Below are 15,240 nucleotides of genomic sequence, written 5' to 3'. Positions count from 1 at the left end.
GGCTCGCCGTCGCGTTCGAGGCGGTGTTCGCAAGCATGGCCGGGAACGGCGCCCACAACGGCGTCGGGACCGGGGCCGGGCCAGGCGTCAGGTCGGGTACGGCCACGGGGGCCGCGGACGACACCGTGGTTTCAGACGATGCGGCGCGCCGCGATGCTGCACGCCGCGACGCCGCTACCACCGTCTCCGCTCGTGAAGGTGTCTTCCCCGATCATGAAGGTGCCGTCTCCGCTCGTGAAGGTGAGGAATGATTCGTGTGGCCGCAATGACCGCCACCGTTAAGGACGAGCTCAGCCGGTTGCGGGTGGCGAAGCCCTGTTGTCGCAGGGCGGAGATGGCCGCGCTGTTGCGCTTCGGCGGCGGGCTGCACATCGTGCGTGGCCGCATCGTCGTCGAAGCCGAACTCGACGCGGGTGCCACCGCCCGGCGGCTGCGCCGCGAGATCGCGGAGGTGTTCGGCTTCCCGTCGGGCATCGCGGTGCTCGCCGCGGGTGGCCTGCGCCGTTCCGTGCGGTACATCGTCCGGGTGGAGCGTGACGGCGAGCAGCTGGCGCGGTCGACCGGACTGCTCGACCAGCGGGGTCGCCCCGTGCGTGGGTTGCCACCACAGGTGGTGACGGGCGCTTCCTGTGATGCCGCGGCTGCGTGGCGTGGGGCGTTCCTCGCCCACGGCTCCCTGACCGAGCCGGGCCGCTCATGCTCCTTGGAGATCACCTCGCCAGGGCCGGAGGCGGCGCTCGCGCTGGTCGGCGCGGCCCGTCGACTCGGTGTCGCGGCCAAGAGCCGCGATGTGCGCGGGGTGGACCGGGTGGTGATCCGGGATGGCGACGCGATCAGCGTGCTGCTGACGAAGATCGGCGCGCATGACAGCCTGCTGGCCTGGGAGGATCGACGGATGCGCCGCGAGGTGCGGGCGACCGCGAACCGGCTGGCGAATTTCGACGACGCCAACCTGCGTCGTTCGGCGCGCGCGGCGGTCGCGGCCGGCGCCCGGGTCCAGGCGGCGTTGAGGATCCTGGGAGATGACGCACCCGGGCACCTGCTCGCGGCCGGACGGCTGCGCCTTGAGCACGCCCAGGCGTCCCTGGAGGAGCTGGGTGCGCTCGCGGAGCCGCCGCTGACCAAGGATGCGGTCGCCGGTCGCATCCGGCGGCTGCTGGCGTTGGCCGACAAGAGGGCGCATGCGCTCGGGTTGCCGAACACCGAGGCGAGCGTCTCGCCGGATCTCCTCGAGAACGCCTGAGCGATTACGTGACGGTCACTCTCAGTTATTTGGAGCATTCGGGGTGGCGCCGGCCTGTCGCCACACTTCGGGAGCCTCGCGCGCGGCGACTGATCTTCTGGTATATCCTTAGCAATACTAAGTAAATAGGATATTACTGGTCCCGACCCCGGCGGGTCGGGTAATTCCTGGAACGAACACCAGGATGGTCCGCGAGGGAACGCGGCGAGGAGGAGATATGGATAGCTTCGGCAGCACAGGTCATCTCAAGGTAGGTGACCGTAGGTATACAATCCGTCGGCTGGACGCGGTTTCCGGAGCTGACCGGTTGCCGTACAGTCTGCGCGTCCTGCTGGAGAACCTGCTGCGGACCGAGGACGGCGCCAACATCACCGCCGACCACGTCACCGCGCTCGCATCCTGGGATCCGGCCGCCACGCCGAGCCAGGAGATCCAGTTCACGCCGGCCCGCGTGATCATGCAAGATTTCACCGGGGTGCCGTGCGTGGTCGACCTCGCCGCCATGCGTGAGGCCATGGCCGCTCTCGGCGGTGATCCGACAAAGATCAACCCGCTGGCACCGGCGGAGCTGGTGATCGATCACTCGATCATCGCGGACGTCTTCGGCCGGGCTGACGCCTTCGCCCTCAACACCGAGCTGGAGTTCGCCCGCAACCGCGAGCGCTACCAGTTCCTGCGGTGGGGCCAGGCCGCGTTCGACAACTTCACGGTCGTCCCCCCGAACACCGGGATCGTCCACCAGGTCAACCTGGAGTACCTCGCCCGGGTGGTGTTCACCCGGGCGACCGCCGACGGCGTGCTCGCCTACCCCGACACCCTGGTCGGCACGGACAGCCACACCACCATGATCAACGGCCTGGGTGTACTCGGCTGGGGTGTGGGCGGCATCGAGGCGGAGGCCGCGATGCTCGGCCAGCCGGTGAGCATGCTCATCCCGACGGTCGTCGGGTTCAAGCTCACCGGTGAGCTGCCGCCCGGAACCACCGCGACCGACCTCGTCCTCACCATCACCGAGATGCTGCGCACGCACGGTGTCGTGGGCCGGTTCGTCGAGTTCTACGGCGAGGGCGTGGGCAACGTCCCGCTGGCCAACCGGGCCACGATCGGCAACATGAGCCCCGAGTACGGCTCGACCTGCGCCATCTTCCCGGTGGACGCGGAAACCCTGGCCTACCTGCGACTGACCGGCCGTCCCAGCGAGCAGGTCGACCTCGTCGAGGCGTACACCAAGGAGCAGGGCCTCTGGCACGACCCGAGCCGCGAACCGGCCTACACGACCACGCTCACCCTCGATCTCTCCACGATCGAGCCGTCGCTGGCCGGCCCGAAGCGCCCGCAGGACCGGGTCCCCCTGCGCACCGCCAAGGCCGCGTTCCGTACCGCGCTCGCCGACTATGCCGGTCCGGCAAAGGCAGCTGCGGGTACTTCCGGTGATCTCGGCGGACGCCCGTCCAACCCGACCCCGGTGACGCTCGCGGACGGCACCAGCTTCGCACTCGACCACGGCGCGGTCGCGATCGCGGCCATCACCTCGTGCACGAACACGTCCAACCCGCAGGTGATGGTGGGCGCGGCCATCCTCGCCCGCAACGCCGTGGACCGGGGTCTGACCCGCAAGCCCTGGGTCAAGACCACCCTGGCCCCGGGTTCCAAGGTCGTCATGGACTACTACGAGCGCGCCGGGCTCACCCCCTACCTGGACAAGCTCGGGTTCAACCTGGTCGGTTACGGGTGCACCACCTGCATCGGCAACTCCGGCCCCCTCCAGGAGGAGATCAGCCAGGGGGTGAACGCCGGCGACCTGGCGGTGGTCAGCGTGCTGTCGGGTAACCGCAACTTCGAGGGCCGGATCAACCCGGACGTCAAGATGAACTACCTGGCGTCCCCGCCGCTGGTCGTGGCCTACGCCCTCGCCGGCACGATGGACATCGACCTGGTCAACGACCCGCTGGGCATCGACACGGCGGGCAACCCCGTCTACCTGCGCGACATCTGGCCGAGCGAGGCCGAGGTGGCCGCGGTGGTCGGCGACGCGATTCGCTCGGAGATGTTCACCGAGGACTACGGCGATCTGTCCGGTGACAAGCAGTGGCAGTCGCTGCCGACCGGTGACGGAGGCGAGGTGTCCCAGACGTTTCACTGGGCACCTGACTCGACCTACGTGCGCCACCCACCGTACTTCGAGGGGATGGCGGCGACACCGGCGCCGCGCCCGGACATCGTCGGTGCCCGCGTGCTGGCGCTGCTGGGCGACTCGGTGACCACCGACCACATCTCGCCCGCCGGATCCATCAAGCGGGAGTCACCGGCGGGGCGCTACCTCGTGGAGCACGGGGTGGACCCGAAGGACTTCAACTCCTACGGCTCCCGACGCGGCAACCACGAGGTGATGATCCGCGGGACGTTCGCCAACATCCGGCTGCGCAACATGCTGGCTCCGGGCACCGAGGGCGGGGTCACCCGGCACCTGCCCGACGGCGAGCAGTTGGCGATCTACGATGCGGCGCAGAAGTACGCCGCCGACGGAGTGCCGCTGGTGGTTCTCGCCGGCAAGGAGTACGGCTCGGGCTCGTCGCGTGACTGGGCGGCCAAGGGCACGGCCCTGCTCGGCGTCCGAGCGGTGATCGCCGAGTCGTACGAGCGGATCCACCGCTCCAACCTGATCGGGATGGGCGTCCTGCCGTTGCAGTTCCCGACCGGGCAGTCCGCGGTGTCGCTCGGCCTGACCGGTACGGAGACGTTCACCATCGTCGGGCTGGCCGGAGTCGACGAGAAGACCCCGACGCTGCTCGTCCAGGCCGACGACAAGCGGTTCGACGCGGTCGTCCGCATCGACACGCCGGGGGAGGCCGAGTACTTCCGCCACGGCGGCATCCTGCCCTACGTCCTGCGGTCGCTGCTCTAATTAGAAACGATCTTTCGAGCTTTGTGCGATCAACAACGGCATTTTCGCCACACAAAGCTCGAAAGATCGCTATCAACGATCGCCGGACGGCGCACCAGGAGCGCGTTCGGCCGGGATCAGTGACCGGGTAGCGTCGCCGCATGCCCGACCGCGTCCTCGTCGGCACGGATGCTTGGCGGCCCGCGTAGTAAGAAGAAGGGATTTTTCCGGCGACCATCCCCACCTTGTCGCCCCACTTCGACGCCACGCCGAACATCTACTTGACCGGCTGTAGCCGCTATTCGCCTGCCTCGCCTGCCTCGCCTGGGTGGCGGTCGCTCTATACGCCTGAGACCGTGATGGGCCGCGTGCTGTGTCCAGCGAGGGCAGCAAGATCATGCGGGTCGTTCGTCAGCACGACGGGAGCGCGACAGGTGGCGGCGAAGGCGGCCACGATCGCGTCGGTAGCTGTGATCGTCTCAGCGCGTCCGGTCGCGGCGCGTAGCCGTGCGCCCTCGCGAGCGAGCGGTTCTGTGACGTCCCGGACCTGGCAGCCGCGGAGCAGGCGGTTGGTGTGAAAGTCGCGTCGGTGATCACCGGTCAGAGCTTCCGCCAGTACCACTGCGGGAACCTGCGCCGGCCAGTAACCACGCTGTCGCAGCTCCGCCAGCCGGGCGCGCTGCCCGGCCAGGGCGGACAGGCCGCCCGCATCCAGCACCAGGGTCATGCCGTGCGTGCCCGCCGGGCCACGCCGGTGTCAGCGGGTCGGATGGGCAGAACGCGGTCGGCCCACTCTCGGGCAGCGGCCGTCTCGCGGGCGGGTACCGGCCCCAACTCCGCATCCAGGTCAGCCAGGTAGGCGTCCAACTCTGCGATCTTGGCACGTCGATCCAGCTCCTCGGCCAGAGCCGTCGAAGCGAGGCGGGAGACGTTCAGATCGGCGGCCCGGGCCTGCGCCAGCAACTCGTCGGGGACCGTGATATTCACCCTCGCCATGCGCATACTATACACACTCCGGGGCGATCCTCGACGCCAGGGGCGGCCGCGAGGGCCGGTGACGGTCATGATCGTGACTACCTTATGTCGATGCCCAACACAAGGACTACATGGGACCACTGGTTGGATGTGGCTACGTGTTGGGTTTGGGGGTATTGCCTACCCGTACGGGCTACCCGATATCGTTTGACACAACACGTGCACCCCCTCAGCAAAGATCAATATTCCCCCTCGAACACACGCGTCGGACCGAAACGCCCAGTCCTGCCCCGGTCCGATGTCCCCTCCGAGCAGCCAGGGGGCAGGAGCGAGGTTTCGCAGCCCTGACGGTCGTCGGCCGGGTTCCCCCTCTCAGCCGGCACCTTGAGGCGTGCCAGCGGCATGGGTTCGCGGCATGGCGCCACGCTGCCTCGCAGGCGTTCGGGAAGGACGCGCGTTGCATCCACGTGGCGTGATCCGGCTCCCCGCAGACGGAGAGCAGGCCGGTCGCGGTCGCCATCGTGACCAGGCGCCCGAGAGCGCCGGTGACCAGGTGTCCAACCCCTGGCATGCCCGTCTCGGCCCGCAGTCCCGGCGGGTCGCCACGATCGCCGCAGTGACGACCGGGACCCTGGCGGCATCGACGGCAGGCTTCGCCGCGACGATGCCCGGCCCGGGCGGGAACGCGACTCTTGAGCCGATGAGCGCTAGCACGGCCACCGTCAACAGCGCCGCGATGATCGGCGGCGGCGCCCACGGGACGGCTCCCGCGACAACCACCGTCGGCCTGGCCGCCAAGTTGGGCAATCCGGATCCGACCTTCACCACGATGTCGATCGCCGCCGATCAGGCGACGGTCGCGCCGAACGCACCCGTCGTCTTCACCGTCCGCGCCATGGAGGTCGGGACCGGACGTCCCGTCGCCGACCAGCGGGTCCGTATCGCGGTCGCGAACGGCCCGCAGTGGACCACCACCGCCCAGCTGCGGACCGACAGCAACGGCACCGCGACGATCACTACCCGGCTGCTGTCGACCACGACGCTCACCGCGGTTTTCGACGGTACGAACGTCCTGCGACCCTCGCTCGCCGGAGCGACGACCGTGACGGTGCGCAGCCCGACGGGCCCGGGAGGCGGTTCCGCGGGGGGCTCAGCGGCCGGGAGCGCGCCCACGGTCGTCCCGGGCAGCTCCATCGGGGAGAAGGCCGTCTACCTCGCATCGCTGCAGCGGGGCAAGCCGTACGTGTACGGGGCGGAGGGGCCCTACTCGTTCGACTGTTCCGGTTTGGTCCAGTATGTCTTCAAACAGCTCGGGCGCTCCTTGCCGCGTACCGCCCAGCAGCAGTTCGCCGCCTCGATCCGGGTACCCCAGGCCGGCAAGCAGCCCGGCGATCTGATCTTCTTCGGAACCCCGGGCAATATCACCCATGTCGCGATCTACGCTGGTAACGGATACGTGTGGAGCGCCCCGGAGACCGGGCGAAGCGTCTCGCTGGTGCCCATCTGGAGCTCGACGTACTACGTTGGCCGAGTGCTGTAGCGGTTGGCCGGGGGCTGCAACGATTGACCGGGCGGGTCCGGGTGCGAAGGGGTGTCGAGGGTGACCACGGCGATCCATCCGTCCGACCGGGTGCTCACTATCCCGAATGTGCTCTCCGCGCTGCGCCTGGCCGGGGTACCGGTCTTCCTGTGGCTGGCGCTCGGTCCCGAGGCTGACGGCGCGGCGCTCGCGGTACTGGCCTTCGCCGGCGTGAGTGACTACCTCGACGGCAAACTCGCCCGGGCGCTGGGGCAGACCAGCCGGCTCGGGATTCTCCTCGACCCGCTGGCGGACCGTCTTTACATCCTGGCGACGATCATTGCGCTGACGCTGCGCGAAATCGTTCCCTGGTGGTTCGCCGCGCTGCTCATCGGCAGGGACGTCGCGATCGCCGGCGTCGTGCCGGTGCTACGCCGCCTGGGTTACGGCCCCACACTGCCCGTGCATTACCTGGGCAAGGCCGCGACGTTCAATCTGCTCTACGCCTTCCCGCTGCTACTGCTGTCAGCGGGCGACAACGGGCTCGCCACCGTTTCCCGTCCGCTCGGGTGGGCGTTCGCCATCTGGGGTACCGCTCTGTACTGGTGGTCCGCGATCCTCTACTGGGTCCAGGTCCGCCAGCTTGCGCGAGCGGGCAGCGGTACCCAACCGCCGGTGTCGCCCGGAGCGGACCGCGGCGAGACCGGCCGGGCAGACGCGGAGGTGGGTCGGTGAGAGCCGTCGTGATGGCCGGCGGTGAAGGGACACGCCTGCGCCCGATGACCGCCAATCAGCCCAAACCACTACTCCCCGTCGTCAATCGGCCGATTATGGAGCATGTGCTGCGGCTGCTCAAACGGCACGGTCTCGATGAGACCGTGATCACGGTGCAGTTCCTCGCGGCCCACGTCCGGACCTACTTCGGTGACGGCGACGAGTTGGGTATGCATCTGTCGTACGCGACCGAAACCACACCGCTGGGGACGGCCGGCAGCGTCCGCAACGCACAGGACGCGTTGCGCGACGACCCGTTTCTGGTGATCAGCGGGGATGCGCTGACCGACATCGACCTGACCTCGCTGGTCGCCTACCATCGCAAGCAGGGTGCGCTGGTCACGATCGCGCTCAAGTCCGTCCCGAACCCCCTGGAGTTCGGGATCGTCATCACGTCCGACGACGGCCGGATCGTCCGCTTCCTCGAGAAACCGACCTGGGGGCAGGTCTTCTCCGACACGGTCAACACCGGCATCTACGTCATGGAACCGGAGGTACTCGCCCACGTTCCGGCCGGGGAGCCGGTGGACTGGTCGGGAGACGTGTTCCCGAAGCTCCTGGCTGCCGGGGCGCCCTTGTTCGGCTACGTCGTGGGTGGCTACTGGGAGGATGTCGGCACCATCGCGAGCTTCCTTCGGGTCCAGGCCGATGTGCTCAACGGCCTGGTCGACGTGAAGATCAGCGGTTTTGAGGTCTCGCCGGGGGTGTGGGTCGGACGGGACGCCGACGTCCATCCGGAGGCGGTGCTCTGCGGTCCGCTGGTGATCGGCGACTACACGAAGATCGAAGCCGGCGCCGAGTTGCGTGAGTTCACCGTCATCGGCAGCAACGTCGTGGTCAAATCGGGCGCCTTCCTGCACCGGGCCGTCGTCCAGGACAACGCTCTGATCGGGTCGCTGACCAACCTGCGGGGCTGCGTGATCGGTAAGAGCACCGACGTGCTGCGGGCCGCGCGGGTCGAGGAGGGCGCGGTGGTCGGCGACGAGTGCGTGCTCGAGGAGGAGTCGTTCGTCTCCCACGACGTCATGGTGTACCCGTTCAAGACCATCGAGGCCGGCGCGGTGGTCAACACCAGCGTTATCTGGGAGTCCCGGGGACAGCGCTCGCTGTTCGGCCCCCGGGGGGTGTCCGGGCTGATCAACGTCGAGATCACCCCCGAACTGGTGGTCCGCCTCGCCAGCGCCTATGCCACGACCCTGCGCAAGGGATCCACGGTGACCACGGTCCGGGACGGCTCGCGGGCTGCCCGGGCACTCAAACGGGCGATGATCAGTGCTCTCACCGCGAGCGCGATGGACGTGCGGGATCTGGAAGTCGCGCCGATGCCGGTGGCCCGCTTCGACGTCCGCGCCTCCGATTCCGCCGGCGGAATCATGGTGCGCACGACACCGGGGGACGCCGAGCGGGTGGACATCAGCTTCATGGACTCCGAGGGTGGCGATCTTTCTCTCGCTATGCAGCGCACGCTCGATCGGGTCGTCAGCCGCCAGGAATTCCGGCGGGCGTTTCCCGGGGAGATCGGAGAGCTACGCTTCCCCGCCCGTACCGCCGATATCTACACTCGCGACCTGCTGGACCAGGTGGACACCGCCGGCCTGGCTGAAGCCAACCTGAAAATCGTGATCGATCCGGCCGGGGGAGCTACCTCGTTGGTCCTGCCCACCTTGCTGGGCCGGCTCGGAGTGGACGTCCTCACCGTCAACGGCCGGCTGGACGAGACCGTCCCGGCGCAGACGCCGGACGATCGCCGCCGCGCCCTGGACCGCCTCGGCGCGCTCGTCGCCAGCTCGCGGGCTGCCGTCGGCGTCCGCTTCGACAACGTCGGTGACCGCATCACGATCGTGGATGAACGCGGCGACCTGATCGACGATGAGCGGGCGCTGCTGGTGTTCCTCGACCTTGTCGCGGCCGAGAACCGGGGAGCGCACGTCGCGCTGCCGGTCACCACCACCCGGGTCGCAGACCAGGTGACCCGCTTCCACGGGCTGACGGTCCGGCGCACGTCGCTGTCGGCCGCAGACCTCACCCGGGCCGCGAGCGAGCCGAACGTCGTGTTCGCCGCGGACGGCCGCGGGGGGTTCGTGGTACCCGAGTTCGCGCCGGCGATCGACGGCCTGGCCGCGTTCGTCAGACTGGTCGCGCTGGTAGCCCGGACCCGGCTGACCCTGAGCGCGATCGACGCCCGCATACCGGCCGTGTCTGTGCTCCGCAGATCCGTGCCGACGCCGTGGGCGGCCAAGGGCCTGGTGATGCGGCGGGTGGTCGAGGCGGTCGACACCGACAGCGGGTGCACCATCGACACCACCGACGGCGTTCGGGTGATCATGCCGGACGGCTCATGGGTCCTGGTGCTCCCGGACCCGGCCGAAGCCGTCACCCACCTGTGGGCTGAGGGTCGCGATGCCACCACGGCAGGGCATCTCCTGGACCGCTGGAGCGCCCTGTTCATGACTGGCGACGTCACCGGCGAGGACCGCTGGAAACCGGACGGGTCGGATCGGGTTCCCGACCCGGGATCCGTCGGGAACTCCGGCTCACTCTCCGCAAAGCGGTATTGATCTGTTCAGCGGTATTGATCTGTTCGACGGCTCGGAACCGACGACTGGGAGGCGATACGCAGTGTACCCGGAAGATCTGAAGTACACCACAGAGCACGAGTGGATCCGGGTGACCAGCGGCACTGTGCGGGTGGGTATCACCTCGTTTGCACAGGATGCGCTCGGGGATATCGTGTTTGTGACGTTGCCGGCGGTGGGTGATCGGGTACAGGCGGGTGAGCCGTTCGGCGAAGTAGAGTCGACCAAGAGCGTCTCGGACGTCTACGCCCCGGTCTCCGGGGAGGTGATCGCTCGTAACGAGGTGCTCGACAGCACTCCTGAGCTGGTCAACTCCGATCCCTACGGTGAGGGCTGGCTGGTCGAGGTGGCCGTCGACGACGCTGGGGTGACGGATTCCCTGCTCGATGCGGACGCCTACGCCCAGCATGTGAAGGGAACGTGATGATCTACACAATGGAGTCCGGCGTTCAGGTCCACGCCACGCAGGAATAGCTGGCCTACTCCCTTTGCGCGGTAGTGGACCTGATGCACTAGCCTCATTGTGCGCCGGGAAGGCGATGCGAGGCCGGGTTGTCACGGTCGGTGTCGTCCCTTCCGGCTTCGGGGCCGTCCGCGCGGTGGGTGGGTGTCCCCGAGGAGGAATCGAACTTTCGCCACCCCAGGCAGGTGGCCCGAGCGGCCGACCCAACCGCGCCCGCGGCGGTCCGGCAGGAAGCAGACGCGACCGTGTTCTGCACGAGGTGCGGACAGCAGAACCCGACTGATGCGTTGTACTGCGCGCGGTGTGGGTCTCCACTGGTACGTCCAGGTGAGCCCGTCGCGCCGGAACGGCCTGCCGAGCAGACGTCCACGCTCAACCTTGCCGCAGCCCTTTCGGGTATCGAGGGTGATCACGTCGACGAGTCGACCGAGCGGGATGCCGTTGCCGCCGTTGACGCGTTGCCACCGGGTTCAGGTCTGCTCGTGGTCAAGCGGGGGCCCAATGCGGGCAGCCGCTTCCTGCTGGATGCCGACCTGACGACGGCGGGCCGGCATCCGGAGAGCGATATCTTCCTGGATGATGTGACGGTGTCGCGCCGTCACGCCGAGTTCCATCGGTCTCCGTACACGAAGGGCTTCGCCGTTCGTGATGTGGGTAGCCTCAACGGCACCTATCTCAACCGTGAGCGGATCGACTCGGCCGAACTGTCCAGCGGTGACGAGGTCCAGATCGGCAAGTTCCGGCTGGTGTTCCTGACTGGATCAATCATGGCGACGGGTGGCGGGGTGCCCCAGTGAGCCGAAGGTCCCATCGATGAACGCCGGTCGGGCCACGACATCACCCATGCCGATGCCCGCTCGGGCCCCGGCGGGTGGCTCCGCCGCGAAGACGCTCAACATTGGCGAGGTACTCGATCGACTGAGGCTGGACTATCCCGACGTGACGCTGTCCAAGATCCGATATCTGGAGGCGGAAGGTCTGGTGGTCCCGGCCCGGACGAATGCGAACTATCGTAAGTACTCACCCGATGATGTGGGTCGGCTCCGTTACATCCTCGGCGCACAGCGGGAACGCTTTCTGCCACTGCGAGTGATCAAAGAAGAGCTGGAGTCCATCGACCGCGGCGAGCAGCCGCGTGAGCGGTCCGGCCCTCGTCCGGTCGCACCACCCCCGCCCCGCGTCCTGGACATGATCGTCGATGCTGGCGAGACGGTGCGGATGTCGCGTCGGGAGCTGCTCGCCGCCACCGGCATCGACGATGATCAGCTTGTCGAACTCGAACAGTACGGGCTGCTCGCGCCCCGCCCCGGCGGCAGCTATTTCGACGGAGACGCGGTGGCGGTCGCGCGCACGTTCGCCGCACTGAGCGCCTTCGGCGTCCAGCCTCGTCACCTGCGTTCCTCGCGGGTCGCGGCCGATCGGGAAGCGGGACTGATCGAACAGGTGGCAGCGCCCCTGCGGGGGCAACGCGACCGACCCGGCGGGCACGCGCAGGACACCGTGGACGAGCTCGCAGGTCTGCTGGTTCGGCTGCACGCTGCCCTGCTGCGCTCACGATTGCGGGCCGGGCCGAGCGGATGACATCACCACGGCATGTCCGTGGGCCGGCCTTTCGCAGGCCGATTCGCCCGCGGACACCTATCGTTGACAGTGCGGTGGAAGACGTCCACGGTGGCCGATCTTTCCGCAAGCACCAGGCACGCTGACGAACTCCAGCGACGGGGATACTGTCACCCGGTGGGCGTCTACAGTTTCCGCTCAGATCATCCCGTCCTGCTCACCTGTGCGAGGAGGTAGATCGGTGCATCGGCTGGACATCGTCGGCGTTCGTGTCGAGCTTCCGTCGAAGCAGCCGATCGTCCTGTTGAAGGAGGTCGGAGGTGAGCGCTACCTACCCATCTGGATCGGCGCGGTGGAGGCGACAGCCATCGCGTTCGCGCAGGAGGGCATCACGACTGCTCGTCCGATGACCCACGATCTCATGCGTGATGTGCTGCAGGCCCTGCAGACGGAACTCACGAGGGTCACCATCAACGATCTCCAGGACGGGGTGTTCTTCGCGACGCTCGTGTTCGGAAACGGAGTCGAGGTCTCGGCTCGACCGTCGGACGCCATCGCGCTGGCGATGCGGATGGGGGTACCCGTCTACGGCGAGGAGTCGGTACTCGCCGAGGCTGGCATCACCGTGCCCGAGGATCAGGAACAGGAGCAGGAGAGCGAGCTGGAGAAGTTCCGAGAGTTCCTGGACACGATCTCGCCGGAGGACTTCAACACACCAGGTTCCTGATCGTAGATTTTCTGCTACGCGGTGGATCGAGTCCGTCGCTAGGCGGCGTCGTCGGGCTGCATTGCGGGCCGTTGCGGCGCGTGTGCGGTTGTATCCTTAATAGTTCGGGCTGGGCGTGTTTTCATGCGGTTGCAAGACACGTCCATCCTGATCATTGATGCAACCATCGAGAGCTCTTACCGTCGAGTCGAGGTTGCGGTCCCGACACGGAGGCCGCGCGCGGCGATGGTGTGGCGGGGCCGGGTGCGGCCAGGAGTCGGTGGGTGGGACGGATGGCGACAGCGATGATCGGACGGCGATGATCGAGCAAGGTCAGCTCTTCCCGGATGATCTTCCTCAGCCTCCTGGTGATGATGTCGGCTACCGGGGGCCTACCGCGTGCGCCGCCGCGGGGATCACCTATCGGCAACTCGACTACTGGGCCCGTACGGGGCTTGTCGTGCCGAGCGTGCGAGGCGCCACGGGGTCGGGTAGCCAGCGGCTGTACTCCTTTCGCGATGTGCTGGTTCTGCGGGTCGTACGCAAGCTGCTTGAGGCGGGGGTCTCCCTGCAGAACATCCGTGCCGCCGTGGACTGCCTGCGCGTCCGCGGGATCGACGATCTTGCCAGGGTCACCCTGGTCAGCGACGGGTCGACGGTGTACGAGTGCATCTCCGACGACCAGGTCATCGACCTCGTCCAGGGGGGGCAGGGGGTCTTCGCGATCGCGGTCGGCCGGGCCGTGCGGGACATGCGCGGACAACTGTCACAGCTGCCGACCGAGCGGCCCGAACGCCTGGGACCGGTCGGGCACCCGGAGCACGTCGCGGTCGGTCATCCCGGGGACGAGCTGGCCAACCGGCGCGGCCGACGGAACTCGGCCTGAACCGGTAAAGCTGGCCTGAGCCGGTAGCGCTCGCCTGAGCGGGCGGGCAGCCCGAGGCCGACGCGGCCACCCGACCGTGGTCACGTTGCTGGACCGCGCCCGCGGGGACGGGGACCATGGGGCAATGGCCCGTCCGGTAGCGTCACATCGGCGCAAGCCCACCCAGTCAAGGGAAAACCCCGCCTTCGTCGGATCTCGTCGCTAGGTTGGTTCTACCGGTAGGTCACTGGTCGGCCAGGACGCCACACCACCATCGTCGTGCCATCAGCTTGATCGCGGGGAGGTCGCGGTGTCGGGCACTCGGCGAGTGCGGACGCTGGTCACTGGCATCCAGACATGCCTCGGCGAGGCGCTGAGCCTCGCCGATCGACTGGAGGCGCTGGCGGACCAGGTCGAGCTGCCCGAAGCGGACGCGCCCTTTGCGGGCGCCGGTACGCGTCCGTCCGATCAGCGCCACCGGCCCGACGACGCATGGCCCGACGAGGCATGGCACACCGGATCCATCACAGCACAGCGGGTCCCCATCGCGCTCAGCGCCGCGGCCTCGATCGCCCGTGAGCAGGCGCCCGCTCTCGCCGGCGCACGCTGGTCGGCGCCGGCGTGGATGCAGGTACGCCAGGCCGGCCACGCCGGGCGCCCCACGCCTGGCGAACCCGTGTCCGGACCGGGATCACCCGTGCAGGAAACACCCGTGCAGGCAGCCGTGGACCGGCCCTACCGGCCAGGGCTGTGGCGGGTAGGAAGGGTGATAGTCCCACCGCTGCTGCCCGGCGGAGTCGCAGCCGAGGTTCCCCTCGCCGTCAGCCTGCTCGACGGCGGCAACCTGCGCATCGTGGTGGACCGTGACCGCCGTGGTGAGGGGGTCGGCGTCGTGCGCGGCCTGCTCACCCGTGTTCTCGCGGCGGCGCCGGCCGGGTCGGTGCGGGTCATCGTCTACGACCCGTACGAGCTGGGGGCCGGGCTTGCGGGTTTCGCCCCGCTGCGGGCCGCCGGTGTCGCCAGCCCCACTTTGACCACCCGAACCCGCCTGGAAGGCGTGCTCGCGGAACTCTCCGCGGACGTGGGGCGCATCACGGTCGACCGGCTCGGTGGCCGGTTCGCCTCATTGCGGGAGCGGGAAGCCGCCGGCCTGCCGCGGGCCGAGCCCTGGCGGCTGCTGGTACTGCTGGCCTGGCCGTCGCTGGCCGACGACGCCGCTCGGGCACTGGCGGCGGTCGCCGCCCAGGGCCCTGCGTGCGGTGTACACGTCATCGTCCTGGTGGAGGAGGGCGCCGCCACCCCCGTTGCCCGGCGCGGGCATGACACCCTGGCCAACGCCGAGACCCTGTGGCTGACCGAGGACGTCGAGAATCCTCCGGCCGCGGGCCAGGGCCGACCCGAGGGCGATCGGCCGAGCGGGCGCTGCTCGCTGTCGGGTCCGCTGCGATGCGATCTGGATGAACCCCCGCCCCCCGATCTGGTGGCCGCGGTGGCGCAGATCGTGGCCGCCGCCGCGGCTCACGAGGCCGCCCGGCCGCCGAACGCGCGCGCCCTGCTACCCGAGACGCTGTGGAGCTTCGACGCCGCCGGCGGTCTTGCTGTTCCGGTGGCGTTCGGCCCGGACGGCCCGGTGACGTTGCGGTTCGACGACGACACCGTCCACGCGCTGGTCGGT

Annotated in this window: 12 protein-coding genes and 2 pseudogenes; 12 read left to right on the top strand and 2 right to left on the bottom strand. The window is 68.6% G+C overall.

Annotated features, from left to right (window positions below; translation table 11 throughout):
• From U9978_RS05505 to acnA, 3 genes and pseudogenes are all read left to right on the top strand, one after another.
• Positions 1-251, top strand: a pseudogene (locus U9978_RS05505) (hypothetical protein); the annotation flags it as partial.
• A complete protein-coding gene (gene whiA, locus U9978_RS05500) occupies positions 248-1,243 on the top strand; it encodes a DNA-binding protein WhiA (RefSeq protein WP_416210860.1) in 996 nt (331 codons plus the stop codon). The pseudogene U9978_RS05505 and the gene whiA, both read left to right, overlap by 4 nt.
• A gap of 217 nt (positions 1,244-1,460) precedes the next feature.
• On the top strand, positions 1,461-4,148 hold the full coding sequence (gene acnA, locus U9978_RS05495; protein ID WP_322759938.1) for an aconitate hydratase AcnA: 2,688 nt from the start codon (positions 1,461-1,463) through the stop codon (positions 4,146-4,148).
• 319 nt (positions 4,149-4,467) lie between these two features.
• Here the strand turns inward: acnA and U9978_RS05490 are convergent, their stop codons facing one another.
• The gene (locus U9978_RS05490) at positions 4,468-4,854 is read right to left on the bottom strand and encodes a type II toxin-antitoxin system VapC family toxin (RefSeq protein ID WP_322759937.1); all 387 of its coding nucleotides are present in this window, start codon (positions 4,852-4,854) and stop codon (positions 4,468-4,470) included.
• Complete coding sequence (locus U9978_RS05485) at positions 4,851-5,123, bottom strand: type II toxin-antitoxin system CcdA family antitoxin (protein WP_322759936.1); 273 nt, start codon at positions 5,121-5,123, stop codon at positions 4,851-4,853. The genes U9978_RS05490 and U9978_RS05485 overlap by 4 nt, the downstream gene beginning before the upstream one ends.
• A 436-nt stretch (positions 5,124-5,559) precedes the next feature.
• On the opposite strand from U9978_RS05485, the gene U9978_RS05480 reads away from it, so the two are divergent.
• The 9 genes and pseudogenes from U9978_RS05480 to U9978_RS05440 form a co-directional block, all read left to right on the top strand.
• A complete protein-coding gene (locus U9978_RS05480; RefSeq protein WP_322759935.1) occupies positions 5,560-6,642 on the top strand; it encodes a C40 family peptidase in 1,083 nt (360 codons plus the stop codon).
• 60 nt (positions 6,643-6,702) lie between these two features.
• On the top strand, positions 6,703-7,356 hold the full coding sequence (locus tag U9978_RS05475) for a CDP-alcohol phosphatidyltransferase family protein (protein WP_322759934.1): 654 nt from the start codon (positions 6,703-6,705) through the stop codon (positions 7,354-7,356).
• 11 nt (positions 7,357-7,367) lie between these two features.
• Positions 7,368-9,953, top strand: coding sequence for a mannose-1-phosphate guanyltransferase (locus tag U9978_RS05470; RefSeq protein ID WP_322759978.1), 2,586 nt, complete (start codon positions 7,368-7,370; stop codon positions 9,951-9,953).
• A gap of 61 nt (positions 9,954-10,014) precedes the next feature.
• Positions 10,015-10,395: a glycine cleavage system protein GcvH gene (gcvH, locus tag U9978_RS05465; RefSeq protein ID WP_322759933.1), complete on the top strand. Its 381-nt coding sequence runs from the start codon at positions 10,015-10,017 to the stop codon at positions 10,393-10,395.
• A 284-nt stretch (positions 10,396-10,679) separates the two neighbouring features.
• Entirely contained in the window at positions 10,680-11,231 is a 552-nt protein-coding gene (locus tag U9978_RS05460; protein ID WP_322759932.1) for an FHA domain-containing protein, read from the top strand.
• 16 nt (positions 11,232-11,247) lie between these two features.
• Positions 11,248-12,015 carry a MerR family transcriptional regulator gene (locus U9978_RS05455; RefSeq protein WP_322759931.1) on the top strand — a complete coding sequence of 256 codons (768 nt, stop codon included), beginning with the start codon at positions 11,248-11,250 and terminating at the stop codon, positions 12,013-12,015.
• A gap of 220 nt (positions 12,016-12,235) precedes the next feature.
• On the top strand, positions 12,236-12,721 hold the full coding sequence (locus U9978_RS05450) for a bifunctional nuclease family protein (protein ID WP_322750286.1): 486 nt from the start codon (positions 12,236-12,238) through the stop codon (positions 12,719-12,721).
• A gap of 298 nt (positions 12,722-13,019) precedes the next feature.
• Positions 13,020-13,586 (top strand): MerR family transcriptional regulator, encoded by a 567-nt coding sequence (locus U9978_RS05445; protein ID WP_322759977.1) that lies wholly within the window; start codon positions 13,020-13,022, stop codon positions 13,584-13,586.
• A gap of 289 nt (positions 13,587-13,875) precedes the next feature.
• Positions 13,876-15,240 (top strand): annotated as a pseudogene (locus U9978_RS05440) (cell division protein FtsK); the annotation flags it as partial.

It is taken from the genome of Protofrankia sp. Cr2, assembly GCF_963555885.1.
Taxonomy (GTDB): Bacteria; Actinomycetota; Actinomycetes; order Frankiales; family Frankiaceae; genus Protofrankia.
Note: the sequence above shows the minus strand (reverse complement) of the source record. Positions and strands in the feature narration are given on the sequence as shown.